The organism is Candidatus Kinetoplastibacterium desouzaii TCC079E (genome assembly GCF_000340795.1).
GTDB classification, from domain to species: Bacteria; Pseudomonadota; Gammaproteobacteria; order Burkholderiales; family Burkholderiaceae_B; genus Kinetoplastidibacterium; species Kinetoplastidibacterium desouzai.
On record NC_020294.1, the window covers coordinates 127026 to 152954 of the forward strand.

Genomic DNA, 25929 nt, shown 5'->3' on the forward strand with positions numbered 1-25929 from the left:
TATTGTTTTTAAGTTTTTTTGTTTCCATAGAAAAATTTTACTAGAAACTTGAAAAACACTACAGATGTAAATATAGAAGAAATTATTCCTATGCAGTGCACTACAGCAAATCCTTTTATAGGTCCTGATCCTAAAGTTAGTAAAGACATACCAACTATTAGGGCTGTTAAATTTGAATCTAATATTGTATTCCAAGCTTTCTTAAATCCATCATTTATTGCTTTTTGAGGTATTGATCCAGATCTTAACTCTTCTCGTATTCGTTCGTTGATTAGCACATTTGCATCTATTGATATTCCAACAGTTAATGCAATAGCTGCTATTCCAGGTAAAGTAATAGTTGCTTGTAATATTGATAGGCAAGCAACTATTAATAGTATATTTAAAGCTAGTCCTATAGCTGAAAACAAACCTAATAGATGGTAGTATATTACCATAAAGATTACTATAGCTATAAAACCACCAGCAATAGATTTTAAGCCTTTGTTAATATTAGTCAAACCTAAACTTGGCCCTATGATCTTTTCTTCTATTACGCTCATTTCTGCTGCTAACATGCCTGATCGTAGTAGTAAAGATATATCAGTAGCTTGTTGGTAATTCATGGATCCAGTAATTTGTATATTACCATTAGGTATTTGACTCCTTATTACTGGAGCTGTAACAATTTCTCCTTTTCCATTCTCAAATAATATTATAGCCAGTCTTTTATTGATATTATCCCTAGTTACGTCTTTGAATATTTTAGATCCCTTATTGTCTAAAATTAAATTTACTGATGCTTGTCCAGTATTATGATCTCTTCCAGGTTGTGCATTTTGTATATTTGAACTATTGAGTATTGGCTGAGAGTAAACAAGAATCTTTTGTTTATTAGAGTCATAGAAATATTCTGTACCTATAGGTATTATTCCTTTTGATATTAGTGATTGACTTATTTTAGAATCATCTACTAGTCGAAATTCTAGCGTTGCTGTTCTGCCTAATATTTCTTTGGCTTTAGTAATATCTTGTAATCCTGGTAGTTGAACCACAATACTATCAGTTCCTTGTTGCTGTATTATAGGTTCAGAAACACCTAGTCCATTAATACGGTTGTGTAATGTAAGTAAGTTTTGTTTTAAAGCATTTGCTTTAATCTCAGAAATTGTTTGGCTATCAAATTTACATTCAAGTTTATTATTTGGTTTTATTTCATTATTGATAATAATTCCATTAACAGATTGGGAAATTGTTTTTATTATTATGTTTATGTCTTTAGTTTGTGATGTTTCTATATATACAGATTTTGCATTACGATAGACATTAACATCTTTGATTCCATTGTGTTTTAGTAAGGTCTTTATGTCCATAACTAAGCCATCATATCTGGAGAGTATCGCTTCGTCCATATGTACTTTAATTAGTAGATGTACTCCTCCTCTTAAGTCTAAACCAAGCACCATTGGTTTGGGAGAGAACATTCCCATATTTCTCATCCATTTAGGTGAGTTTGATGTTATATTAGGCGTTACAATATAGGATTTATGTTGAGAATTTCTATTGAGCGTTTTTTCAATTATATTATTAGCAAGTATTTGATCGTCTGTATTATTCAATCTAATTGTAATAATATTAGCCGGTATTTTTTTTTCTACTGATGCTTTTTTGTAGGGAATATTATGTTTCTTTAGTGTATTCTTAACTCGTTCTAGAATGTTCTCATTTACTAGAACATGTTTTTGGGCAGAGATAATCTGTATGGAAGGAGATACACCATACAGATTCTGGACAGAGTATAAAATACTTATAAGAACTACAACAATAATAAATATATTTTCCCGAGTGGGGTAAAGGTTCATAGAAGAGAGTAGTGTTTTTACTAATTGGTTCATTATAGGGATTTTATAGTACCTTTAGGCATAACTCCAATAACAGAATTTTTTTGAACTATTATTTCAACTGCCTGATTATTTAGAATAGAGACTTCAAGAAATATATAATTGTCTTGTACGTTGTTTATTGTTCCCATTATTCCACCAGATGTGCTTACTTCATCTCCTTTGGCAAGAGAGTTCAATAGCTCTTTATGTTCTTTTTGGCGTTTTACTTGAGGTCTAATCATTAAAAAATATAAAACGACAAACATTATTATTATAGGTAACATACTTATTATTGCATTACCTTCTGATGCATTTGCTTGAGCTAATACAAATGTTGGAAAATTAGTTGTGTACATTTAAAGACTCCTAAGATTTATTAGGTATTTATTCTATCATTTGTTTCTTGTTTTATGTTTTTATAAAGTTTATTTTTTATTTAGTTGTTGTCTATCAATTATAAATTTTGTCTTCCAGGCATTAAACTCATTGTTATTGATAGCATCTCTCATTTCATTCATTATAGTTAGATAAAAGTGTAAGTTGTGTATGGTATTTAATCTTGCTCCATTTATTTCTTTGATTATTTGTAAATGATGCAAGTAAGAACGAGAGAAATTATTGCATGTGTAACATGTACATTCTTCATCTAATGGTAATAAGTCTTTTTTATAAGCAGAGTTTCTAATTTTAATATTGCCGTATCTTGTGAATATCCATCCGTTACGAGCATTGCGAGTTGGCATGACACAATCGAACATGTCTATCCCATTTTCAACACCATTTACTATGTCTTCAGGAGTGCCAACTCCCATTAAATATCTAGGTGAATATTTTGGTAAATTTCGTGCAGTATGTTTTAGGATTCTTATCATATCTTCCTTTGGCTCGCCAACAGAAAGTCCTCCTATAGCATAACCGTTGAATCCTATATTCAATAGTTTATCTATTGATTCATCTCTTAGATCTTCATGCATTCCTCCTTGGACTATTCCAAAGAGCATATTCATGTTTTTTTGATATTGAAATTCATCAAAAGAACGTTTAGCCCATCTTGATGACAACGTCATAGAATTATAAACTTCTTTTTTAGTTATGATAGTATCTGCTATTTTAAATGGAGTGCATTCGTCAAAAGCCATGACTATATCAGAGTTCAATATATTTTGTATTTGCATTGATTTTTCTGGAGTAAGAAACATTTTAGCTCCGTTGATTGGAGATGAGAATGCTACGCCTTCTTCTGTTATTTTACGTTTCTTGCTTAGGCTAAATACTTGGAATCCTCCTGAGTCTGTAAGTATAGGTTTATCCCAATGCATAAAATTATGTAGTCCATTATGGAGTTTTATTATATCTGTCCCAGGTCTTAGCCATAGGTGAAAAGTATTACCTAGGACTATTTGAGCTCCTATATCTTTCAACTCATTTGGCATTATTGATTTAACACTGCCATATGTTCCTACAGGCATAAATACTGGTGTTTTTATTTCTCCATGAAGTAGAGAGATAATAGCAGTTCTGGCATTATTATCAGTGTTTAATATCTTAAAATTCAATTTCCTTTTCCTATTCTATTAAATTTATTTTTCTTGTTCTTTTATTTAGAAGGCTCTATAAACATCGCATCTCCATAACTAAAAAAACGATATTTTTCTTTTATTGCATGTGTATAAGCCTCTTGAATCATTTTTCTTTCTGCCAGAGCTGATACCAAAAGAAGCAGAGTAGATTTTGGCAGATGAAAATTTGTAATTAATGCATCTATTATTCGGAATTTATATCCTGGTTTGATGTATAAATTAGTTTCTTCTTGAGTGGCGTTATGTATAATTCTATTTCGATTATCATAATTATCTTTTATTAAAGATGCAGATTCTAAAGCTCTTGCGCTAGTAGTTCCAACTGCAATGATTCTTTTACCGTCGGCTCTGGTGTTTTTAATTGCATCTATAGTGATTTGTGGAATCATATATCTTTCTGCATGCATTACATGGTCTTCAAAGTTATTTGTTCTTATTGGTTGAAAAGTTCCAGCACCCACATGCAATGTTAGAAATGCTGTTTTCACTCCTTGATTTTTTAAGTCATCTATTATTTCTTGGTCAAAGTGAAGACCTGCTGTAGGAGCAGCAACTGCTCCTAATTCTTTTGCATATATTGTTTGATATCTAAATTCATCATTAGGATTTATGTTTTTTTTTATATATGGAGGTAGAGGGATTGTTCCATATTTATCTAGAACGTTATATATGTCTTCAGAAAAACTCACTTTAAAAAAATTATTTTGACGTTCTTTCACTAATACATATATGTCTTTTGAAACAAATAATTTACTTCCATTTTTTATAGGTTTATTTGATTTAATTTGCACAATTGCTTGATGGCTTTCTAGAATTCTTTCTAACATTATTTCAGATTTTCCACCACTTTCTTTAAAGGATTGCAGCCTTGCCTTTATAACCTTAGTATCATTGAAAATTAGCAAATCTCCAGGTTTTATTAGTTTTTTTATGTCATAAAAAAACAGATCATGTATATTTTTATTTTTATCTATATGTAATAGTCTACTCGAACTTCTTTTATCAGAAGGGTTTTGAGCTATGAGATCATTGGGGATGATATAATCGAAAAATTTAGTTTCTAATTTTTGTGAATACATTTTTATTAAGGAGTATAAAACGGTAACAATAATACATATTTATATGGTTGGCAAATATATACTAGGAATTATTTTTTTGAGTTAGGATGCTTTTTTAAAAATGCATATGATATATCATATCTCTGTGAGATATCTATTATTAAATTAATTATAGATAATATGGAATTGAATTATATTCAGTTTTTCTAATTATATATTTAATATAATCTGAATATTAAAATGTCTCTTTAGGCCAACATTATATATTTCTTAGTTAGGCATCTTATTGTTTCTATTTTGAGATTCTACTTTGATTAAAGTTTATATAAGTATTAATTATTCCATAATAGAGTACTGCTTGCAATTGATGTTATGACAATACCGGCTGTTTCAGTTCTTAGTATTCTAGATCCAGAATTTACTGGATATATGTTAATAGTAGATTCTGCTATTAAACACTCTTCTTGTGACCATCCTCCTTCTGGGCCTATCATTATAGATAGAGAATTTATATTATTTCTAGAAAGTAAAAGTTTTTCTATTTTGATGTTGCTTTTAGTATTACAAAATAAGTGTATGTTATTCAGTGGTGATGCCATATAGGAGTTAAATTCTATTGGTTTTGCTATTTTTGTTATTCTATTGCGTCCACATTGTTCGCTTGCTGATTCGGCGATTTTACTCCAATGGCTCATACGTTTTTCTAATTTTTCATTTGCTATATGTATTATGCTTCTTTTTGTATATAGTGGTATTATCGTTTTTACTCCCAATTCGGATGCTTTTTCAATTATAAAGTCCATTTTGTTGTTCGTCGTCATAGATTGTATAAGTGTGATATCTCCATCTAGTTCTGCTTCTCTAGGATCAAAGGAAGATATTAGAGCAAATGTTTTGTCTTTCTGGAATTCTATTGTTGCTTTGAACTCTCCTGATTCTCCATTGAATAATATTATATTAGAATAATTTCTAAGTCTAAGAACTTGTTTGGCGTGATGTGATATTGCTTTTGGTAGTAATATATGAGTATTAGTCTGTATCTTTTCATTTAAGAAGAAACGTGGTAAATGCATAATTTCGGATTGATTTAGTAATATTATTAAGATCCAACATTATAATCTAATATTGAAATTGTATATCTAAATGGTACAGAATTAATTAAGATTTGTTGATAATAAATATTTGTTGTTAGAGTTATATTCTTATATTAGTGCTAAGTGTTAGAATGATACTTGTTATTATAAATATTTTTAATTAATGGAGTTGAAGAGCTTTCAAATGGGTAATATAACTACATCTAAATTTGTTTTGTCTGATGCCATACGTATTCTTGCTATGGATGCAGTGCAACAGGCTAATTCTGGTCATCCTGGTGCCCCTATGGGCATGGCTGAAATGGCGCAAGCGTTATGGAAGAATAATTTAAAACATAACCCTAATGATCCTAATTGGATTGATAGGGATCGCTTTGTTTTGTCTAATGGACATGGTTCTATGTTAGTATATGCTTTATTGCATTTAACAGGATATGATGTATCCATAGACGATTTAAGAAATTTTCGTCAGCTTCACTCAAAGACTCCTGGTCATCCAGAGGTTGGGATTACTCCAGGAATAGAAACAACAACAGGACCACTTGGTCAAGGATTAGCTAATGCAGTTGGTATGGCTTTGGCAGAATCATTATTAGCAGAAGAGTTTAATAAACCTGATTTTAATATTATAGATCATCATACATATGCAATAGTAGGTGATGGTTGTTTAATGGAAGGTATTTCTCATGAGGTTTGTTCTTTAGCAGGAACATTGAAACTTTCTAAGTTAATAGTTCTATATGATGATAATGGTATTTCTATTGATGGTGATGTAAAGAACTGGTTTAATGATAATACAGCAGAACGTTTTCGTGGATATGGTTGGAATGTTATTGAAGGCGTTAATGGTCATGACGTCTCTGCTGTTGACTCTGCTATAAAATTAGCTCGTTGTCAGTCGCAAAAACCTACAATAATTATTTGTAAAACAGTTATTGGCAAAGGCTCTCCAAATATGGCTGGTACCCATAAGGTGCATGGTTCTCCTTTAGGAAGTGATGAAATTATTGCCTCTAGAGAATTTCTTAATTGGAATTATGAGCCATTTGTTATACCTGAATTTATATATAACGAATGGAGCGCTAGAGAAAATGGTCAGGAGGTGCAAAATATTTGGCAATCTAAATTTGATGCTTATTTAAATAAATATCCAAGCGCAGCATCTGAATTAAAACGTAGAATGCAAGGTAATTTACCAGATGGGTTCGAGAACTTTGCTAAAGATTTAATACAAAAAACAATTAAAAATTCAGAAACAATTGCTACTAGGAAAGCTTCACAAAATACTATTACAGAAATTGCTAAATATTTGCCAGAATTTTTAGGTGGATCGGCTGATTTAACTGGTTCAAATTTTACGGACTGGAAAGGAGTTGTGCCTGTTAGAGCTGGTGTCAATAAGGCTATTAACTTTGGACGTCATATTAATTATGGTGTTAGAGAGTTTGGAATGGCAGCTATTATGAATGGAATTGCTCTACATGGAGGTTATTTGCCTTTTGGTGGTACATTCTTAACATTCTCGGATTATTCTCGTAATGCAATTCGCATGTCTGCTTTAATGAAGCAGAAAGTTGTTCATGTGTTTACTCATGATTCTATAGGACTAGGAGAAGATGGTCCTACTCATCAATCGATAGAACATGCGGCTAGTTTGCGCCTTATACCTAACTTATCTGTCTGGAGGCCTTGTGATACAGTAGAAACTACGGTGGCTTGGTTGTATGCTATTCAAAGACCGGCAAGTGTTGGTATGAAGGTGCAGGATGGTGGTCCTTCAGCTTTATTGCTATCTAGACAGAACTTGCCTTTTGTAGAGCGTGATTCAAGAACAGTTGATTCAATATATAAAGGTGGTTATGTATTGAAAGACTCAAGTAGCTTCTCAGCTATCATTATAGCAACAGGTTCGGAAGTGGCTATTGCTTTAGATGCTCAGCAAATATTACTGGAACAAGGTATTAGAGTAAGAGTGGTTTCTATGCCTAGTGTTGATGTATTTGATAAACAAGATCTTAATTGGAAAGAAAGTGTTTTGCCAAGAAAAATACCAAAAATTGCTATAGAAGCAGGTGTTACAACATGTTGGTATAAATATGTTGGTTTAGATGGTTTGGTACTGGGTATAGATCGTTATGGGGAATCAGCTCCAGCCGGAAAACTATTTAAATTTTTTGGCTTAACAGTAGAAAATGTAATTTCCGCTGTAAAAAAAGTTTTATTATAAAGGAGTCCAATTATGGTGATTAGAGTAGCTATCAATGGTTACGGTAGAATAGGACGTAATATTTTAAGAGCTCATTATGAAGGTGGTAAGAAACATAATATAGAAATTGTAGCTATAAATGACATGGGAGGCATTGAGTCAAGTGCTCATTTAACAAGATTTGATACAGCTCATGGAAAGTTTAATGGTTCTGTTTCTTTGGAAGCAAATAATTTGATAGTTAATGGTGATAGAATAAGGATGTTATCTAGTAGAGATCCGTATGAATTGCCTTGGCGAGATCTTAATGTTGACGTTGTTTTAGAGTGCACTGGGGCTTTTGTTTCAAAAGAGAAATCTATTGCTCATATAAAAAGCGGGGCGAAAAAGGTTATTATATCAGCCCCTGGCGGCAATGATGTTGATGCTACTATTGTTTTTGGTGTTAATCACAATATTTTAAAATCTAGTTATACTGTTATTTCTAATGCATCGTGCACAACAAATTGTTTGGTGCCTTTAGTTAAGCCACTTAACGATTCTATTGGTATCGAGAATGGTTTGATGACAACAGTTCATTCTTATACTAATGATCAAGTTCTTACAGATGTGTCTCATAAGGATTTACGTAGGGCAAGATCCGCAACCATGAGTATGATTCCAACAAAGACAGGAGCTGCAGCGGCAGTTGGGCTAGTTCTTCCGGAATTAAAAGGTAAATTAGATGGTTGTTCTATAAGAGTTCCAACTATTAATGTATCATTAGTTGATCTTTCTTTTATTGCGAGAAGGGAAACTTCTGTAGAAGATGTTAATGAAATTGTTAGAATGGCTTCAGAGACTTACTTAAAAGGGATTCTTGAATTTAGTACTGATTTGTTGGTTTCTAGCGATTATAACCATAATCCAGCATCTAGTATTTTTGATTCTACTTTGACTAAAGTTTCAGGGAAACTTGTTAAAGTGTTTTCCTGGTATGATAACGAGTGGGGATTTTCTAATAGAATGTTAGATACTACGGTTGCGTTAATGCAGGCTAAATAAGTTTTTAAGTTTTAGTGGGTGTATTTGGTTTGTTATAGAACTAGATATGCCCATTTTATATTGTATTCAAGGTTATCAGGAGGATTTTTAGGATGACCACAGTTAAAACTCTGAGAGAGTTATCTAAATCTGGTGCTTTATTAAATAAAAGAGTTTTTATTAGAGCAGATTTAAATGTTCCTTTTGATCAAAATGGAAGAATTTCAGAAGATACTAGAATAAGATCTTCTGTCCCAGGCATAAGAATGGCTTTGGACGGTGGTGCTGCTGTTATGGTTACATCGCATTTAGGTCGTCCTATGGAAGGTCTTTTAACAGAGAAAGATTCATTGGTAAGGGTTTCACAACGTTTGTCAGAAATTCTAGGGATGCAAGTAGAACTTGTTAAAGACTGGGTAAATGGAGTTAAAGTTGCCCCTGGTCAAGTTGTTCTATTGGAAAACTGTCGTGTAAATATTGGAGAAAAAAATAATGATGATAATTTATCACGTAAAATTGCATCCTTGTGTGATATTTATGTAAACGATGCTTTTGGAACTGCACATAGAGCAGAAGCAACTACTTATGGTGTTGCTAAGTTTGCTCCAATAGCTTGTGCTGGTCCATTATTAGAGGCAGAGTTAATAGCTTTAGGGAAAGTTCTTAATAACCCTAAGAAACCGTTGGTGGCTATTGTTGGTGGATCGAAAGTTTCTACAAAGTTATCAATTCTAAAGTTCTTGTCTGAAAAAGTGGATTATTTAATTGTTGGTGGAGGGATAGCTAATACTTTTATGATGGCATCTGGTTTGCCTGTAGGAAAATCTCTTGTGGAGCCTGAACAATTAGAGTGCGCTAAAAATGTTATTGAATCCATGAGATTAAGAGGAGCAGATGTTCCGATCCCAGTGGATGTTATATGTGCTAAATATTTTGGTCAAGATGCTGTGGCTGAATTAAAATCCGCTGATAAAGTTCAGGATGATGATATGATATTCGATGTAGGGCCTGAAACATCTAAGTTGTTTGAAAAAATCTTGCAGCAAGCTGGCACTATTGTTTGGAATGGTCCGGTTGGTGTTTTTGAATTTGATCAGTTTTCTAAAGGTACTGAGTTCTTGTCTAAGATAATATCTGATTCTGGGGCATTTTCTGTGGCTGGGGGAGGTGATACCTTGGCTGCAATATCTAAATTTGGGGTAACTAATAATATAGGATATATTTCAACAGGTGGTGGCGCATTCTTAGAATTTTTAGAAGGAAAAAGATTACCGGCTCTAGCTATATTGGAAGAACGTTATTCTAGTTAGTTTAATTTTTCTATTATTGACATCCCACTTAGAAATAGGACTGCAGAAAGAGAAAGTGCTGCTGGCAGAGTCAAAATCCATGCTAGCAGTATCTGTCTTACTGTATTTTTTTGTAATTCAACTTTATTGGCTACTATAGTTCCTGCTATGCCAGATGATAAAACATGAGTAGTTGAAACTGGTAAATTTAATAGGTTAGCCATTCCTATAGCAAACACGGCAGTTACTTGTGCTGCTGTTCCTTGGGCATATGTCATTCCTTGTGTGCCAATTTTTTCCCCTACTGTCATTACAACTCTTTTCCAGCCTATCATTGTTCCGCATCCAAGAGACATGGCTACTGCTATTACTACCCATAATGGAGCATATTCGATTGTTGCTGTTAAGTCTGCTCTTAGTCTTTCTAGATCTTCTATTTCTGAAGTTGGAAGATTTTGTGTTTTTACAACATTTTTTGCTATATCATCTAGGCACAGTAGATTTCTTCTGGTTTCTGTTCTTTGTTTTGTTGATAGATTCTCGTATTTAGAAAGATTTTTTAGAGTTTTTTCAATTTCATCTATAGTTATTTTCGTCATTCTAGGATCGCAAGTTAACTCAGCGGTGAGGTCTTCTTTCTTAATTTGATTTTCCATGTCTAAATAGTTACTTATATATGTATGATTTCTATGATAATAGTCATTTAAATGTATTGCAGCATTACGCGTTCTATCTATTTGATATGAAGTACTATTTAAATTTAAAACATAATTTGTTGGAACAATGCCTATTAATATTAACATTACGAGACCTATTCCTTTTTGTCCATCGTTAGATCCATGAGCGAAGCTAACACCCATGGCTGAGATTACAAGAGCTAAACGATTCCAGAAAGGAGGGTGTTTTTTTGCTTCTAATGCTCGTCTTTGTTTTGGTGTGTAATGCATGTTGGAGTTAGGTCTTAAACTTTTTAGCATAAAAAACAACCATCCTGCTAATATAAAACCTACTATTGGTGATATCACCATAGACAACCCAACATCTATAGCCTTACTCCAATTAACTCCTTCTTGAATAGATATATTTGTTTCCCATGCATTAGCTAATCCAACTCCTAATATAGATCCAATTAATGTATGAGAACTTGATGCAGGAATTCCAAAGAACCATGTTCCTAAATTCCATATTATGGCAGCTGACACCATGGAAAATATCATTACCAATCCTCTAGAACTATTAACATTAAGTAATAGTTCTACAGGTAGCAAATGCACTATTGAATAAGCAATACCAACCCCCCCAGTCAGAACTCCTAAGAAATTGAATACTCCTGATAGGATAACTGCTAATTTAGGAGGCATTGCTTTTGTGTATATAACTGTGGCTACAGCGTTAGCCGTATCATGAAATCCATTTATAAATTCATAAACAAGCACAAAAGCTAAAGCCATAACTAGGCCAAAGCCTACCCAAATACTTAAACCGGAGAATATACCTAGCATAGAATTAATATTGCAAGATTAATTTTTTAAAGCCTGTTTTAAAGTAAATATACAGGGTTTCATCTTATGAAATAACTCATATTTAAGATGACATGTCAAAGTTTGATAATTTATTAAATTAAGGTCTTATACTGTAAATTCTAATAGAACCATAAGTATGAAACAAATTTAGTTTTTTTAAAAGAATTAAATTAAATATTTGTTTAAATTTAATTTTTATTTATTCTAAATAGTTTTATCATAAAAATGATAGTATTGGTATTATTGTTAGTGTATTTGATAGTATTGATTTTTTTATGTGATGCTATATTTTAATCATGATTTATTGCTAATGTTACATTTAGCTATATAAAAAAAGAAATACTATATATTATTCCTATCTTTTGTGGAGATCTTTATGTCTTTAGTATCTATGCGTCAGTTGCTTGATCATGCAGCTGAGAATAGTTATGCCATTCCAGCTTTTAATGTTAATAACTTAGAGCAAGTACAAGCTATTATGGAAGCTGCTAATGAGACTAATAGTCCAGTTATAATGCAAGCATCAGCTGGAGCAAGAAAATACGCTGGGGAAGTTTTTTTAAAATATCTTATAAAGGCTGCAGTTGAGTCATATCCTCATATTCCTGTTGTTATGCATCAGGATCATGGACAATCTCCTTCTGTTTGTGAAGGAGCTATAAATATGGGTTTTTCTAGTGTAATGATGGATGGATCTCTTAGAGAAGATGGGAAAACTGTTGCTGATTATAATTATAATGTAGATGTTACTAGTAGAGTTGTAAAAATTTCTCATGAACGAGGAGTTAGTGTGGAAGGAGAACTTGGTTGTTTGGGTTCTTTAGAAACATTAGAAGGAGATAAAGAAGATGGCCATGGAGCTGATGGTAAATTAACTGTTGAGCAATTGCTTACTGATCCAGATCAGGCTGTAGATTTTGTAAAAAAAACACATATAGATGCTTTGGCTATTGCAATTGGAACAAGTCATGGTGCATATAAGTTTACAAAACAACCTACTGGAGAGGTATTGTCAATTAATCGTATAAAAGAAATACATGCAAAATTACCTAATACTCACTTGGTTATGCATGGTAGTTCTAGTGTGCCTCAAGAACTTTTGTCTGAAATAAGAGAGTTTGGTGGCAATCTGAAAGAAACTTATGGGGTTCCTGTCAAAGAGATTCAAGAAGCCATAAAGTATGGAGTTCGTAAAGTCAATATTGATACTGATATTAGACTGGCCATGACTGCAGCTATACGGAGATTTTTTGTGGAAAATTCTGATAGATTTGATCCTCGTGAATATTTAAAACAAGCTCGCGCAGCAGCTAAAAGTGTATGTATTAGTAGATACAATCAATTTGGTTCTTCAGGTAATGCAAGTAAAATAAAACCTAATAGTTTAGAAGAAATGGCGGGACTTTATCGACTAGGCAAATTGGTTTAAAGGGTAAAGTTACATTATTCATTAATGGAGTGTTAATATGAGTACATTATTCCAGTCAAACATAAAATCTTTGCCTCTATTATCTAGAGGCAAAGTTAGAGATATTTATGCTGTCGGAGAAGATAAATTATTAATAGTAGTATCTGATAGAATTTCTGCTTTTGATGTTATTTTAGATGATCCAATTCCAGGGAAAGGTCTTGTTCTAAATAAAATGACAGAATTCTGGCTTAATAAATTACATAGCATTGTTTCAAACCATTCTTTGAATATCAAACCTGAAGATGTTGTAAAACCTGAAGAATTTGATCAGATAAAAGATAGAGCCGTTGTTGTAAAACGTTTAAAACCAATAATGATAGAGGCTGTTGCTAGAGGGTATTTAATAGGGTCTGGATGGAATGAATATACAAAGACTGGATCTGTCTGTGGTATAAAATTACCTGGTGGGTTGGAGAAGGCAAGTAAGTTAGAAGAAATAATTTTTACTCCTGCAGCTAAAGCAGAGCAAGGATCTCATGATGAAAATGTAAACTTTGCGTATGTTAAAAGTTTAGTTGGAAATGATCTTGCTGAAAAGATTAGGGATTTAACTATAAAGCTTTATCAAGAAGCATCTAATTTTGCAATTTCTAGAGGTATTATAATTGCTGATACTAAGTTTGAGTTTGGTTTAGATTCAAATGGTATCTTGCACTTAATGGATGAGGTTCTTACTCCTGATTCTTCACGTTTTTGGTCTCTTGATCAGTATGAAGAAGGTAGTAATCCAGCTTCTTTTGATAAGCAATTTGTTAGAGATTGGTTGGAGTTACAAAACTGGAATAAAATTTATCCAGCACCTAAGTTACCTAAGGATGTTATAGAAAAAACATCAGAGAAATATTATGAGGCTTTGGATCGTTTGACTATATAGAATTTATTTTATATTTTACAGGAATATAATTTATGCAAAAATCAGATTCTCCTTTAATTGGTCTTGTTATGGGCTCTTCTAGCGACTGGGAGGTAATGAGACATGCTGCTTCTGTTATAGAAGATTTTAATATTTCTTACGAAAAAAGAGTTATTTCAGCTCATCGCATGCCAAAAGAGATGTTTGAGTATGCAACCTTGGCTTCGGAGCGAGGGTTGAAGGGCATCATAGCTGGAGCTGGTGGTGCAGCCCATTTGCCAGGAATGTTAGCATCGTTAACTGAATTGCCAGTTTTTGGGGTTCCAGTTCCATCAAAGTATTTATCTGGTGAAGATTCTTTATTGTCGATTGTTCAAATGCCAAAAGGAATTCCAGTAGCTACATTTGCAATTGGAGAGGCTGGAGCAACAAATGCTGCTTTGCACTTGATAGCTAATCTTGCTATTTATGATTCTCAGTTATGTAATAAATTAAGGCAGTTTCGCAAGAATCAGAATCATTTGGCTTGTAGTATGACATTACCTCCTATCTAGATTATAGGAATTTAATAAAATATTATTTTAATATGGGATTATGGTATGGTGTTTTTAAATTCCAATTTTTTTGTTAAACCAGGTTCTTGGCTTGGTTTAGTTGGAGGTGGTCAATTAGGTAGAATGTTTTGTCATTCTGCTCAAAATCTAGGTTATAAAGTTGTTGTTCTTGATCCTAGTGATATTAGTCCAGCTGTGTCTGTTGCAGATTTGCATATAAAATCATCCTATGATGATAAAAATGGATTAGAACGTTTGTCTTCTATATGCAAATCAGTAACTATAGAATTTGAGAATATTCCTTTTAGCAGTTTGGAGTTTTTATCAAAAAGGAATGTTCTCACACCAACTGCTAGTTCTGTTGCGATAGCTCAAAATCGTATTTTTGAAAAAAATTTTATAAGTTCTTTGAATGTTGATGTGGCTCCTTATAAAGTTATAGTTAATAAAACAGATTGTGATTTAATAGACCATGATTTTTTCCCTGGTATTTTGAAAGTTGCTAAATTAGGTTACGATGGGAAAGGACAAGTTACAGTACGTGAAAAAAAAGAACTAAAAGATAAGTTTGTTTTTTTGGGAGAGGTTCCGTGTGTTTTAGAAAAATTTCTGTCTTTGGATAGAGAAATTTCAGTTGTTGTTGCAAGAAACCTTGATGGAGATTGTGTCGTTTTCCCTCCAGCTATTAATTTTCACGAATGTGGTATCCTCTCTAGTTCTGTAGTTACTAGATCTAATCATGAAATATATGATAATACTTGTTTTTCAGAGGTCTGCTCAATAGCCAAGAAGATTGCAGAGTCTTTAAATTATTATGGGGTTTTGTGTGTTGAATTTTTTGTTGTTGACAATAATATCATTGTTAATGAAATAGCACCTAGACCACATAATAGTGGACATTATTCTATGGATGCTTGTTTTACTAGCCAATTTGAACAACAAGTTAGAATAATGTCTGGATTGCCATTAGGTAATACTGAATTATTATCTTCATCCATTATGATAAATCTACTGGGAGATGTATGGTTTGGTAGTGATGGTAATTTAATAGAACCAGATTGGAGAAAGTTGTTGTCTATTTCTGGATTAAAACTACATCTTTATGGGAAAGAAGAAGCTAGGAGATCACGTAAGATGGGTCATGTGACGTTATTAGGTAATGATATTTATGACTTAGATGAAAAAGCATATGATTTGAGTTTAATACTTGGGATTAATTATACAAAAATATCAAAAGTTTAATAATTTTTATTTTAGGAATTTTATAATTGAACCTTATAGAGAAGGCGCTATTAAATCTTATAGAAGGCAAGTTGGTTATTTTCCCTACAGAGACTGTTTATGGTCTTGGGGCTGATGCAGAAAACACAGAAGCTGTTAGAAAGGTTTATTTAGTTAAAAATCGCCCTTTAAATCATCCGGTTATAGTTCATATAGCTCATAAAGAAGACCTTTGTCATTGGGCTATAGATATTCCAGATGAGGCGTTTAAATTAGTTGATAAGTTTTGGCCTGGGCCTTTAACTATAATTTTAAGAAAATCACCCAGTGTTTCTGATCTAATAAGTGGATCACAATCTACAGTTGGAATTAGATGTCCATCTCACCCTATTGCTCAAAATTTGTTGAAATCTTTTTCCAAAGTTAAAGGTAATAGAAAAGGAGCTTTGATAGCTCCTTCTGCTAATAAATTTGGAAAGGTTTCTCCAACAGAAGTTGGTCATATTTATAATGAATTTTCTTCTAATATTCTCAAAGATATTGTTGTTCTAGATGGAGGAAGTTCAGAGATAGGTATTGAATCTACAATAATAGACATGTCAGGATTGTCAGAAGGGAAAAGTCCAGTTATTTTAAGGCCTGGACACGTGACATGGCAGGATATATCAAGTGTTATAAAATTAGATTTAGATTCTCAAGGTAATAGTTCTATCATTGTTCCAGGATCATTAAAATCTCATTATGCTACTAATACTCCTTTAGTAATTGTTGATAGTCACTTGATTGAAAATAGAATTTGTAGTTTATTAGGTAACTTAGATAAATTAGCTGTTTTATCGTTTTCAGATAGAAGTTCTATTCTAGAAAAAAATGTTGATTGGTATATTATGCCTAAGGACCCAATAGAATATGCAAGTAAACTTTATGCTACCATGAGGTCTGTTGATATTGGAAATTACTCAAAGATTATTGTTGAGAGATTACCGGTTTCTTATGAATGGATGGCAGTTTCAGATCGTTTGTACAAATCAGCTGCAGCTTTTGGTTTAACTTAACATAAAGTAAATCCCTTATGTGTTCACGTGATGATAGAGATATAAGAAAATTTTCTTCTGAAATTACAAATAGATTTTTGAATTCTATTTGGTTGGAAGAAGGTTTATCTAACAATACTATATCTGCATATAAAAATGATCTTAAATCATTTTCAACTTGGGTTTTAAATAATAAAAATAAAAGTATTATTGATAATATTAATGAAGATGATATTCAGAAATGGTTTATTGAACAACATTCGTCTATTAAAGCATCAACTTCTAATCGTCGGTTGGCAGTTTTAAAACGCTTTTATGTTTGGGCAGCTCGCGAAAAACTTGTATTGTATAATCCTTGTATTTCTATAAGAACAGCTAAGTATTTTAGGCAAATTCCTATTACTCTATCAGAAGATCAAGTAGAAAGACTTATTATGGCTCCAGATGTCAACGATATTAGGGGATTGAGGGATCGTGCAATGTTAGAAGTTCTATATTCTACTGGGTTACGTGTTTCAGAGTTGGTTGGGTTAAAAATAAGAGATCTTAATCTAAATGATGGAGTAGTGCATGTTGTTCTTGGAAAGGGAGCTAAGGATAGATTAGTGCCTTTAGGGGAAGAATGTATGTTTTGGGTTAATAGATACTTGCATGATTCACGTAGTTATATTTTGAAAAATAAAAAAAGTGATTTTTTATTTATTACAAATAGATCTAATTCTATGACTCGTCAAGCTTTTTGGCTTTTGATTAAAAAATATGCTTTTATAGCTAATATTTGTACCCCATTATCTCCTCATGCTATGCGTCACGCTTTTGCTACTCATTTATTAAATAATGGAGCTGATCTTAGAGTAGTGCAATTATTGCTTGGTCATTCTGATATTTCTACTACGCAAATTTATACTCATGTAGCAAATGAAAGGTTGAAAAAATTACATTTAAAACATCACCCTCGTGGTTGATACATGTTTATATTAATTAAAATTATTTAATAGCGAAGAATTGATAGATAAATGGCCTCGCCGAGTGGAATTGAACCACTAACTGACCCTTAGGAGGGGTCTATTATATCCGTTTAACTACGGCGAGAAAGAATCAATCTAACAGCTGAGATTATAATATACCAGGATGTAATAATCTACATATATTATGACAGCATTGTTAGTGATTAATAATCATTGTTTATTGGTTTAAGTATGTATGCAAATTCTCTAAATTTCAAAAATATAAGTATATTAGATGTATGTAATATACCAGTTGGTGATGTTTTAATAATTACCTCTACTAGTCGTCAGACGAATCGAGTAAGAAATTATATTATAGAACAAATTAAGCAAGTTAAGAAAACAAAAGAGTTATATAAAATTCTTCCATTAAATTCTTGGATTACAGAAACTTTTGATAAGTTATTTTTTTATTCTTCTAATTCAGTTCATGAGTGTGTTTTTAATCATGTTTGTGAGCAAATTATTTGGGACAAGGTAATAAAAAGAGAGGAATCTGAGAATTATTTAGTGAATTATGATCAGGCCGCAAGTTTAGCAATGAAGGCCAAGAAGTTGATTATAGATATGAAGTTGAGAATTCCTAATGAATTTACAAATGATGAATATGAGCGATTTTCGTTATGGAAGAAACGTTATTACAAAGAACTTAGAAAATTAAAAGCAATAGATTTTGATGGTGTTTATGATCATGTTTTAGAGGCTTTTAAAAACAACAAAATAGTTTCTCCTAAATACTTAATAGTATTTGGTTTTATCGAATTTTCACCTAGATTAATAGCTCTTCTGAATTCATTCCTAAAAAATAAAACAAGTGTGAGATTATTATCATTGTCATCTAGGACTGTAGATAATAATTATATTAATACTGTTTGTGAATGTAGTAGTTTTCAGCAAGAATGGGAACAGGCCTCTTTATGGATAATAGAACAAATAAGCTATAAACCCAAAGGTGTTTATGCAATTATAGTTCCACAGCTTGAATTAAAGATGCCTCTGGTTCAACGTATGGCAGAGCGTTATTTAAATAAATATTTACTTCCATTTGGTTTTAATATTTCTTCATCTAGATCTTGTCTAGATTGGCCTATTATTGATGCTGCGATATCTTGGTTAAAAGTAGTATCCAGTTTGTCTTTTTATGGTTATTGTGATGTTGTTGTTTTAGGGAAAGCTTTACTTAGTGGTTATGTTGTTGACGATATTCGCTTGTTTGCAAGATATTCTTCTGTTGATTTGGTGTTGAGATCTAAGTATAAGAAACAAATTAAGTTAAAAGAAATATTAGAAGAATTAGGACAATGTAATTTAAGTCAAGATTTATTGGTTTCTGTTTCTAGATTTGGTAGAGAATTGTTGTCTATAGATTGTTGGGTTTCAAGAATTCGTCTTGTTTTAAATGATCTTGCTTTCCCTGGCGAAAGAATGCTTGATAGTTCAGCATATCAATCACTAGAAGCTTTTGAAGAACTATTTGGTGATTTTTTGTTGCTTACTACTGTATTTGGGAAAGTCACATCTGTAGAGGTAGTAAAATTATTCTCAGATTTTGTAAAAAAGATTTTCTTCCAACCTAAAGATAATGTGTTAAGTAGGTTGGAGATATTGGATATAGAAGATTCGTATGGTGGTTCATGGGATGCAGTATGGGTTTTAGGTATGAATGAAGATGTGTTCCCATTTCCTCCTAATCAGAATCCATTCGTACCTTCTTCGATATTAAGATCTAGTAATATTTCTAGATTTACTCCAGAAGGTCAGTTGTTTTTTTCACAGAAGATATATAAATCTATTATAGAAGGTTCAGCTAAAATTATATTTAGCTATTCAGTAATTTTGGATTCTCAAAAATCATCTCTTTCATCCTTAATATCTCAAAATTATTATTTGATGGATGTTGTAAATTATAAAAAAAGAATCAATAAGGTTGATATTGAGTTTATTAATGATGAAAAAGGTCCTGTTTTAGATACTGAAAATATTAATAAAAATACTAGTGTTAATATTTTAGAGCTTCAGTCTCGTAACCCTTTATGGTCTTTTGTTAGATATAGATTAGGAGCTTGTCGATTAAAATCTTATAACGACTCTGATGATTATAACAGTAAGAGGGGAATTTTAATTCATTACACATTAGAAAAATTTTGGAGTTTAGCAAAAGATAAATCTTTTTTAGAAAAAACTTCTTCTGTGGACTTAGATATCTTATTGAATCAATGTATTTCTGAAATATATCAGAATGAATTAATTTTTTATGGTGAGGCATTATGTAAATTAGAGATGGAGAGAACATTTTATTTGTTAAAAAAAATGTTATCTATAGATATTCTCAGAAAAGATTTTGAGGTTATTTCTACAGAGAGTGAGTTTGTTTGGGAATATAAAAAATTATTTTTAAAAATTAGAGTAGATAGAATCGACCTTTTGTCAAATAAGAAAATAGCTGTTATAGACTATAAGACTGGTAAAACAATTTTTAGTCCTGAGAAAGATTGGAATAGAGAGCGACCTGTAAATTTACAGGTTCCTTTTTATTCTTTAGTTTGCAAGTCTTATTTTGATTTAGATATTAGTTCATTAATAATGATTTTTTTAAATTCTAAAGAGATTACAATTAAAGGAATATCTGATGTAGATGTAGGATTAAGCAATATTTATGTAATGCATAAGTTTGATGATAATCAATTATGGAAAAGTTTTATTTTAAACTTGCATAAAAAGATTCTTTTGATTGCTGAAGAGTATGTTAATGGTGAAGCATATAATAAATTTTCCTCTCCAGAAGATTCGATGTTTTGTGATGTTATGCCTTTTTTACGTTTAGGTTTAGATGAATTATAAAAATGTAAATTTATGTATACTAAAAAAAATATATTAATACAAGATGAAGATATTAGAATTGAGGCATTGAATCCTTGTGAGTCTTTTATTGTGCAAGCTCCTGCAGGTTCTGGTAAAACTGAATTATTGATAAATAGATTTTTATCCCTGTTATCAAAATCATCTAAACCAGAGGATGTAGTAGCTATTACATTTACTCGTAAGGCTGCATTTGAAATGAGAGCTCGTGTTTTACAAAAATTACAATTGGTGAAGAATTGTGATGAAATAAAACAAGATGATTTAAGTTGGAACCTATCTGTTGAGGTATTAAAAAGGGATCAAAAATTTGAGTGGAATATTCTAGAATATCCTTCTAGGTTAATAATAAAAACTTTTGATGCATTTTGCTCAAATTTGGTATCAAGTTTGCCTTGGTTATCCAGAATGGGAGGTATGCCAAATATTTCAGATGATATAAATTCTCATTATACTCATGCTGCTAAGTCCACATTGAGTTTAATAGAAAAGTATGATTTCATAAAAAGAACGTTGGTGAATCTAGATCTAGATATGAAGGGATCAATAGATTTAATAGCTGATTTGCTTAGTAAGAGGGATCAATGGCTACCGATCATGCGTCATGGTTTTAATAGGGACAAGTTAGAGGAGACTTTACGATTAACGGTAGAGCAAGACTTATTAAATCTTTTAAATGAAATGCCTTATGATTGGCAAAGTTTTATTAAAGAACCTATAAAAATTGCAGCAAATAATTTGGCTAAAATTAATTCTATTAATGTATTGTCTCCATTGTTAGATTGGGATCATTCTCTTACTAGCAAAGTTGAAGATTTACCTAAATGGAAAGCGATAGCTTCTTTGTTGCTTACATCAAAAAATACTTTACGTAATTCTAAATCTTTTAATAAAAAACTTGGTTTTTACTCTGGAAGTCTACATAAAGAAAAATTAATAAGATGGGTAGAATCGATAAATATTTCTAGTTCTTATTGGGTATCATTGTTAGCTGATATTAAACACGCTCCCAATATTTTTTTTACAGACTCTCAGTGGGATAGGCTTTCTGATCAATTAAATACTTTATGTTTATCAGCAGCAAATTTAATTTTGCGATTTAACGATTATTCCGAAGTGGATTTCATCGAAATAAATCAAAGAGCATTATGTGCGTTGGATAATAATAATGATATTAATGATATTTTGTTTAGGTTAGATTATCAAATTAGTCATATATTAATAGATGAATTCCAGGATACTAGTTTAATACATTTCAACATATTAGAGAAATTAACTTCTTCTTGGATTCCAGGTGATGGAAAGACTATATTCATGGTTGGTGATCCTATGCAATCAATATATAGTTTTAGAAAAGCAGATGTTGGTTTATTTTTGAGTGTTGTTAAAAATGGAATTGGTAATATTAAACCTAAATATCTAAAATTAAAAAATAACTTTCGTTCTCAATCAGGTATAGTTGATTGGGTAAACAATACTTTTGTGAATTTATTTCCTTTAAAAGATAGTTTAGATCTAGGAGGAATATCTTATAGCAAATCTATATCTTGTGTTCCAGGTATTCCTGGTGATGCTGTTGAATTTCATCCTGTATTAAGTGATGGTGGTGATGATGCACTAGCATATACAACTTTAAATATTATTGAAAAAACTTTAGCGTTACATGCAGGTAATAAACATCATATAGCTGTTTTAGTTAGGTCACGTAATCATCTTGGGTCATTAACAGAGTTAATGAAGAAGAAGTCTATTGCTTTTAATGCTGTTGATATAGTCCATTTATGCGATAAACCTGTAGTATCTGATTTAGTCCAGTTAATAAGAGCATTAAGTCATCCAGGAGATAGATTAGCTTGGCTATCAGTCTTAAGATCTCCATTCTGTGGCTTAACTCTAGATAGTATGTATAAGCTTTTTGGTGATGATCATAATACACCTATTCCTTCTTTGCTGTTTGATGTTTTAAATATTTTAGAAGAAAAGAATAATTCAATATATGATAAAACACCATCTTATGCCGAATTAAATCTTAGTCATTCAGAGTTTTTAAGGATATCTCAGGTTGCATTAGTATTATTATCTAATTATGGCCAGTCTAATAATTTTCCTATGGCTACTTTTGTGGAAGATGTATGGCAGAAATTAGGAGGGGCAAATGTTTATCAAGATAAAGATGCTAATAAAGATGCTAATAGCATTTTTGATTTAATTGATGAGCATTTTCCGTATGGTATATTAGATATAGATCAGTTTGAAGATAGAGTTAACAATTTATTCGCTTCATCTAATTCTAATAATATAGATCATTGTGTCGATATTATGACCATGCATAAATCAAAAGGCTTGCAGTTTGACACTGTAATACTTCATGGTTTACATCATTCTTCTAAAAATGATAGAGATCCTTTAATTAGGTTTGAGTCAAATTCAAATGGTGTTTTGTTTGCTCCAATAAATCCCAAATATAGTAACGACTCTGATTTAATTTCAGATTATTTAAAAAATAGAGCCAGAATTCGTAATTCTTATGAAATAGATCGCTTGATGTATGTGGCTTGTACAAGAGCCAAGAAGAAAATACACTTGGTGGCTAGTGTTAAATTGGATGAAAATGGTTTGTGTTCTAATCCTAACTCTGATAGTTTATTGGGTAGATTATGGAGTAATATTAGTACTGATGATTGTAAAAATTTAAATAAAGAGTTAGGTTTTACTAAAAAAAACAGTAATTCTAAACCTTTAAGTAGAATTTCATTGGATGGCTTATCTTTGATTCGTGAATCTACATGTCAAGATAATAGGAATATTATTGAGAATTTTTACGAAAAAAACAAAAGAGAGAAATATAGTTTATTGCATAATTGCGATGCGATTATGGGTACAGTAATGCATTTTTGGTTGCGGCGTATTGCAGAGGAAGGCTTGGATTTATGGAATATAGATTATTTACTAAAATATAATTATATAATAAGAAAACATTTAATAAGATCTGGAATACCAGTTTTTGATGTTGATAAGTATACTAATATTGTTGTGACAGCATTAAGTAATATGCTAATGGATGATAAGGGATTATGGCTTTTATCTAATTACAATAATTCTCGTAGAGAATGGTCGTTAGTAGATGATCATGGCCAAATATTTGTTTTAGATGTCGCTTTAGATCTTGGAGATAGTTGGTTAATTGTAGATTATAAATTATCGAAAATTCATGAGAATGAGGATATCAATAATTTTATTGTTAGAATAAAGGATACATATTCTAGTCAATTAAGAAAATATTGTGATGTTTTATATCATCTTGATAAGAAAAAAACCTATGCTGCAATATACTTGCCTTTGTATAAGATATGGATTGAGTTAGATTAAGTATTTATTTAATGCTTATTTTGTGTATTAAGAACTATATTTTTATAATATAGTTTTAGTTATTTGTTTACTCTGTTAGAATGGAAACTGGGCGGTATTTTTTTTGCATGATGATGTAATGAACCTGGTCAGATTGGGAACAAAGCAGCCATAATTGCAGATATTTCAGTGACAATAATCTTACCGCCTTATATATCAAAGAAATTTATTTAATTTTATAATTGTTCTCTCTTATGAGTTATTTGGCTTTAGCTAGAAAATGGCGTCCTAGGTTTTTTGAAGATGTTATGGGGCAAGATCATGTTGTAAAAGCCTTGGTAAATGCTTTAAATTCTAAGAGATTGCATCATGCTTGGTTGTTTTCTGGACCTAGGGGAGTAGGTAAAACTTCTATAGCTAGAATATTAGCTAAATCATTAAACTGCATAAATGGTATTACATCAAATCCTTGTGGCAAGTGTGATTCTTGTATTGGTATTGATGTTGGTGGAACATTAGATTATCTTGAGTTGGACGCAGCCTCAAATAGAGGTGTTGATGAGATGTCAATCCTTTTGGAACAGGCAAATTATACACCTGTCTCTGGTAGGTTTAAAGTATTTTTAATAGATGAAGTGCATATGTTAACTAACCATGCATTTAATTCTATGTTGAAAACATTAGAAGAGCCTCCAGAGCATGTAAAATTCATATTTGCCACTACTGATCTTCATAAGATTCCTATAACAGTACTCTCACGATGTTTATGTTTTAATTTGAGGAATATTTCAACTAGTTCGATTATTAGTCAATTAGTTAAAATTTTAGAATCAGAAAAAGTTATTTTTGAAACTTCAGCTTTGGATATTATATCAAGATTAGCTAATGGATCTATTAGGGATGCGTTGTCTTTATCTGATCAGGCTATATCTTATGGAAATAATTCAATTACAGAGGTTTCTTTAAGATTAATGCTTGGAATGGTTGATGTTATAAAGGTTGAGAATCTTCTAAGAAGTATTATGAATGACGACGCCAATTCTATAATAAAAATTGCTGATGATATTATTAACTCAGGGTTTTCTTATGAAGAATTTTTGTCTGATTTGGCTGTTTTATTATCTGAAGTAGCTATTTCTCAACAAATAACAGGTTATGAAAATAATGCTTCTCATAATAGTAGAAACATTTCTTTTTTTAAACATGAAATTTCTCAAGATTTATTGAATTTGTTGTATGCTGTCGTTGTAAATAGTTCTCAAGAGCTAGACAGAGCTCCTGATCACTACATTGGTTTTATTATGATTTGTTTGAGATTAGTGTCCTTATTCAAACAAGGAAATATTAGGTCAGATAATATTGTAAATCCTTCTGATAAACAATTAATAGATAATAACAAATCACATTATGACTTCGTAGATTTGAACGATATTAACGAGAGTAATAATTATCTTTGTATAGATCAAAGCTCTGATATAGATTGCAATTCATCAGTTAGTAATGATTTTGTGTTTGGATTTCAAGAATTATCCGTTGATAGATGGGTAACTCTTGTTAATAGGTTAACAGTTTATGGTTTTGCTCTGGAATTAGCGAAGCAAAGTGAATTCATAAAGGTTTTTGAAAACACCATTGTAATTAAAGTGGCTATTTCTACTTTAGCTAGTCAAGATAATATAGAACGTTTGCAAAATGCTTTGTGTGATTATTTTGGAGTTAATGTAAAATTAAATGTATTGGTCGGAGCTGATGTTAATAAGACAGCTTATGAGATATCAAAATCTTCTCTGGCCTATGAAAAAGATAAGTTAATAGAATTGGTAAAGAATGATGTTTTTGTGCAGGATTTAGTTGACGATTTAGATGGTGAAATCATTTCTAGTACAATCTCAAAGTTGGAATGATGTTTTTCAATGGGATTTTGAAGGTTTAATTAAAGGATAGTTT

General features: G+C 31.4%; 18 protein-coding genes, 1 tRNA gene and 1 other RNA gene. 13 read left to right on the plus strand and 7 right to left on the minus strand.

The features are described 5' to 3' along the window. Positions 1–8: 8 nt before the first annotated feature. From secD to CDSE_RS00640, 5 genes are all read right to left on the minus strand, one after another. Positions 9–1841: a protein translocase subunit SecD gene (gene secD / locus CDSE_RS00620; RefSeq protein ID WP_015396087.1), complete on the minus strand. Its 1833-nt coding sequence runs from the start codon at positions 1839–1841 to the stop codon at positions 9–11. A gap of 32 nt (positions 1842–1873) precedes the next feature. After that, entirely contained in the window at positions 1874–2218 is a 345-nt protein-coding gene (gene yajC, locus CDSE_RS00625; protein ID WP_015396088.1) for a preprotein translocase subunit YajC, read from the minus strand. 69 nt (positions 2219–2287) lie between these two features. Next, the gene (gene tgt, locus CDSE_RS00630) at positions 2288–3418 is read right to left on the minus strand and encodes a tRNA guanosine(34) transglycosylase Tgt (protein WP_015396089.1); all 1131 of its coding nucleotides are present in this window, start codon (positions 3416–3418) and stop codon (positions 2288–2290) included. Positions 3419–3459: 41 nt separating this feature from the next. Further along, positions 3460–4521, minus strand: a complete 1062-nt coding sequence (gene queA, locus CDSE_RS00635; protein WP_015396090.1) for a tRNA preQ1(34) S-adenosylmethionine ribosyltransferase-isomerase QueA — start codon at positions 4519–4521, stop codon at positions 3460–3462. Positions 4522–4832: 311 nt separating this feature from the next. Next, complete coding sequence (locus CDSE_RS00640) at positions 4833–5573, minus strand: 16S rRNA (uracil(1498)-N(3))-methyltransferase (protein WP_015396091.1); 741 nt, start codon at positions 5571–5573, stop codon at positions 4833–4835. Between the two features lie 205 nt (positions 5574–5778). Here CDSE_RS00640 and tkt point away from each other — a divergent pair, with 205 nt between their 5' ends. From tkt to CDSE_RS00655, 3 genes are all read left to right on the plus strand, one after another. After that, the gene (gene tkt / locus CDSE_RS00645; protein ID WP_015396092.1) at positions 5779–7821 is read left to right on the plus strand and encodes a transketolase; all 2043 of its coding nucleotides are present in this window, start codon (positions 5779–5781) and stop codon (positions 7819–7821) included. 12 nt (positions 7822–7833) lie between these two features. Continuing rightward, on the plus strand, positions 7834–8844 hold the full coding sequence (gene gap / locus CDSE_RS00650) for a type I glyceraldehyde-3-phosphate dehydrogenase (protein ID WP_015396093.1): 1011 nt from the start codon (positions 7834–7836) through the stop codon (positions 8842–8844). A gap of 92 nt (positions 8845–8936) precedes the next feature. Next, positions 8937–10133 carry a phosphoglycerate kinase gene (locus tag CDSE_RS00655; RefSeq protein ID WP_015396094.1) on the plus strand — a complete coding sequence of 399 codons (1197 nt, stop codon included), beginning with the start codon at positions 8937–8939 and terminating at the stop codon, positions 10131–10133. Here the strand turns inward: CDSE_RS00655 and CDSE_RS00660 are convergent. Further along, positions 10130–11614 carry an inorganic phosphate transporter gene (locus CDSE_RS00660; RefSeq protein WP_015396095.1) on the minus strand — a complete coding sequence of 495 codons (1485 nt, stop codon included), beginning with the start codon at positions 11612–11614 and terminating at the stop codon, positions 10130–10132. The genes CDSE_RS00655 and CDSE_RS00660 overlap by 4 nt on opposite strands. A gap of 397 nt (positions 11615–12011) precedes the next feature. Between CDSE_RS00660 and fba the strand changes: the two genes are divergently transcribed. From fba to xerD, 6 genes are read left to right on the plus strand one after another with little or no spacing between them, the layout of a single operon-like run. After that, the gene (gene fba / locus CDSE_RS00665) at positions 12012–13064 is read left to right on the plus strand and encodes a class II fructose-bisphosphate aldolase (protein ID WP_015396096.1); all 1053 of its coding nucleotides are present in this window, start codon (positions 12012–12014) and stop codon (positions 13062–13064) included. A gap of 37 nt (positions 13065–13101) precedes the next feature. Continuing rightward, a complete protein-coding gene (locus tag CDSE_RS00670) occupies positions 13102–13980 on the plus strand; it encodes a phosphoribosylaminoimidazolesuccinocarboxamide synthase (RefSeq protein ID WP_015396097.1) in 879 nt (292 codons plus the stop codon). A gap of 32 nt (positions 13981–14012) precedes the next feature. After that, complete coding sequence (purE, locus tag CDSE_RS00675; protein ID WP_015396098.1) at positions 14013–14513, plus strand: 5-(carboxyamino)imidazole ribonucleotide mutase; 501 nt, start codon at positions 14013–14015, stop codon at positions 14511–14513. Positions 14514–14558: 45 nt separating this feature from the next. Continuing rightward, on the plus strand, positions 14559–15755 hold the full coding sequence (locus tag CDSE_RS00680) for a 5-(carboxyamino)imidazole ribonucleotide synthase (protein ID WP_015396099.1): 1197 nt from the start codon (positions 14559–14561) through the stop codon (positions 15753–15755). Between the two features lie 26 nt (positions 15756–15781). Beyond that, entirely contained in the window at positions 15782–16789 is a 1008-nt protein-coding gene (locus tag CDSE_RS00685) for an L-threonylcarbamoyladenylate synthase (protein WP_015396100.1), read from the plus strand. A 17-nt stretch (positions 16790–16806) separates the two neighbouring features. Continuing rightward, positions 16807–17733: a site-specific tyrosine recombinase XerD gene (gene xerD / locus CDSE_RS00690; protein WP_015396101.1), complete on the plus strand. Its 927-nt coding sequence runs from the start codon at positions 16807–16809 to the stop codon at positions 17731–17733. Positions 17734–17785: 52 nt separating this feature from the next. On the opposite strand, the gene CDSE_RS00695 is transcribed toward xerD, so the two are convergent. Beyond that, positions 17786–17860, minus strand: a tRNA-Arg gene (locus CDSE_RS00695). 107 nt (positions 17861–17967) lie between these two features. Between CDSE_RS00695 and CDSE_RS00700 the strand changes: the two genes are divergently transcribed. The 4 genes from CDSE_RS00700 to dnaX all read left to right on the plus strand — a co-directional run bounded on the left by CDSE_RS00700 (position 17968) and on the right by dnaX (position 25886). Then, positions 17968–20616, plus strand: coding sequence for a PD-(D/E)XK nuclease family protein (locus CDSE_RS00700; RefSeq protein WP_015396102.1), 2649 nt, complete (start codon positions 17968–17970; stop codon positions 20614–20616). Between the two features lie 12 nt (positions 20617–20628). Then, positions 20629–24003: a UvrD-helicase domain-containing protein gene (locus tag CDSE_RS00705; protein WP_015396103.1), complete on the plus strand. Its 3375-nt coding sequence runs from the start codon at positions 20629–20631 to the stop codon at positions 24001–24003. A gap of 97 nt (positions 24004–24100) precedes the next feature. Beyond that, positions 24101–24187, plus strand: an RNA gene (gene ffs / locus CDSE_RS03960) — signal recognition particle sRNA small type. 49 nt (positions 24188–24236) lie between these two features. Next, positions 24237–25886, plus strand: coding sequence for a DNA polymerase III subunit gamma/tau (gene dnaX, locus CDSE_RS00710; protein ID WP_015396104.1), 1650 nt, complete (start codon positions 24237–24239; stop codon positions 25884–25886). Positions 25887–25929 lie beyond the last annotated feature (43 nt).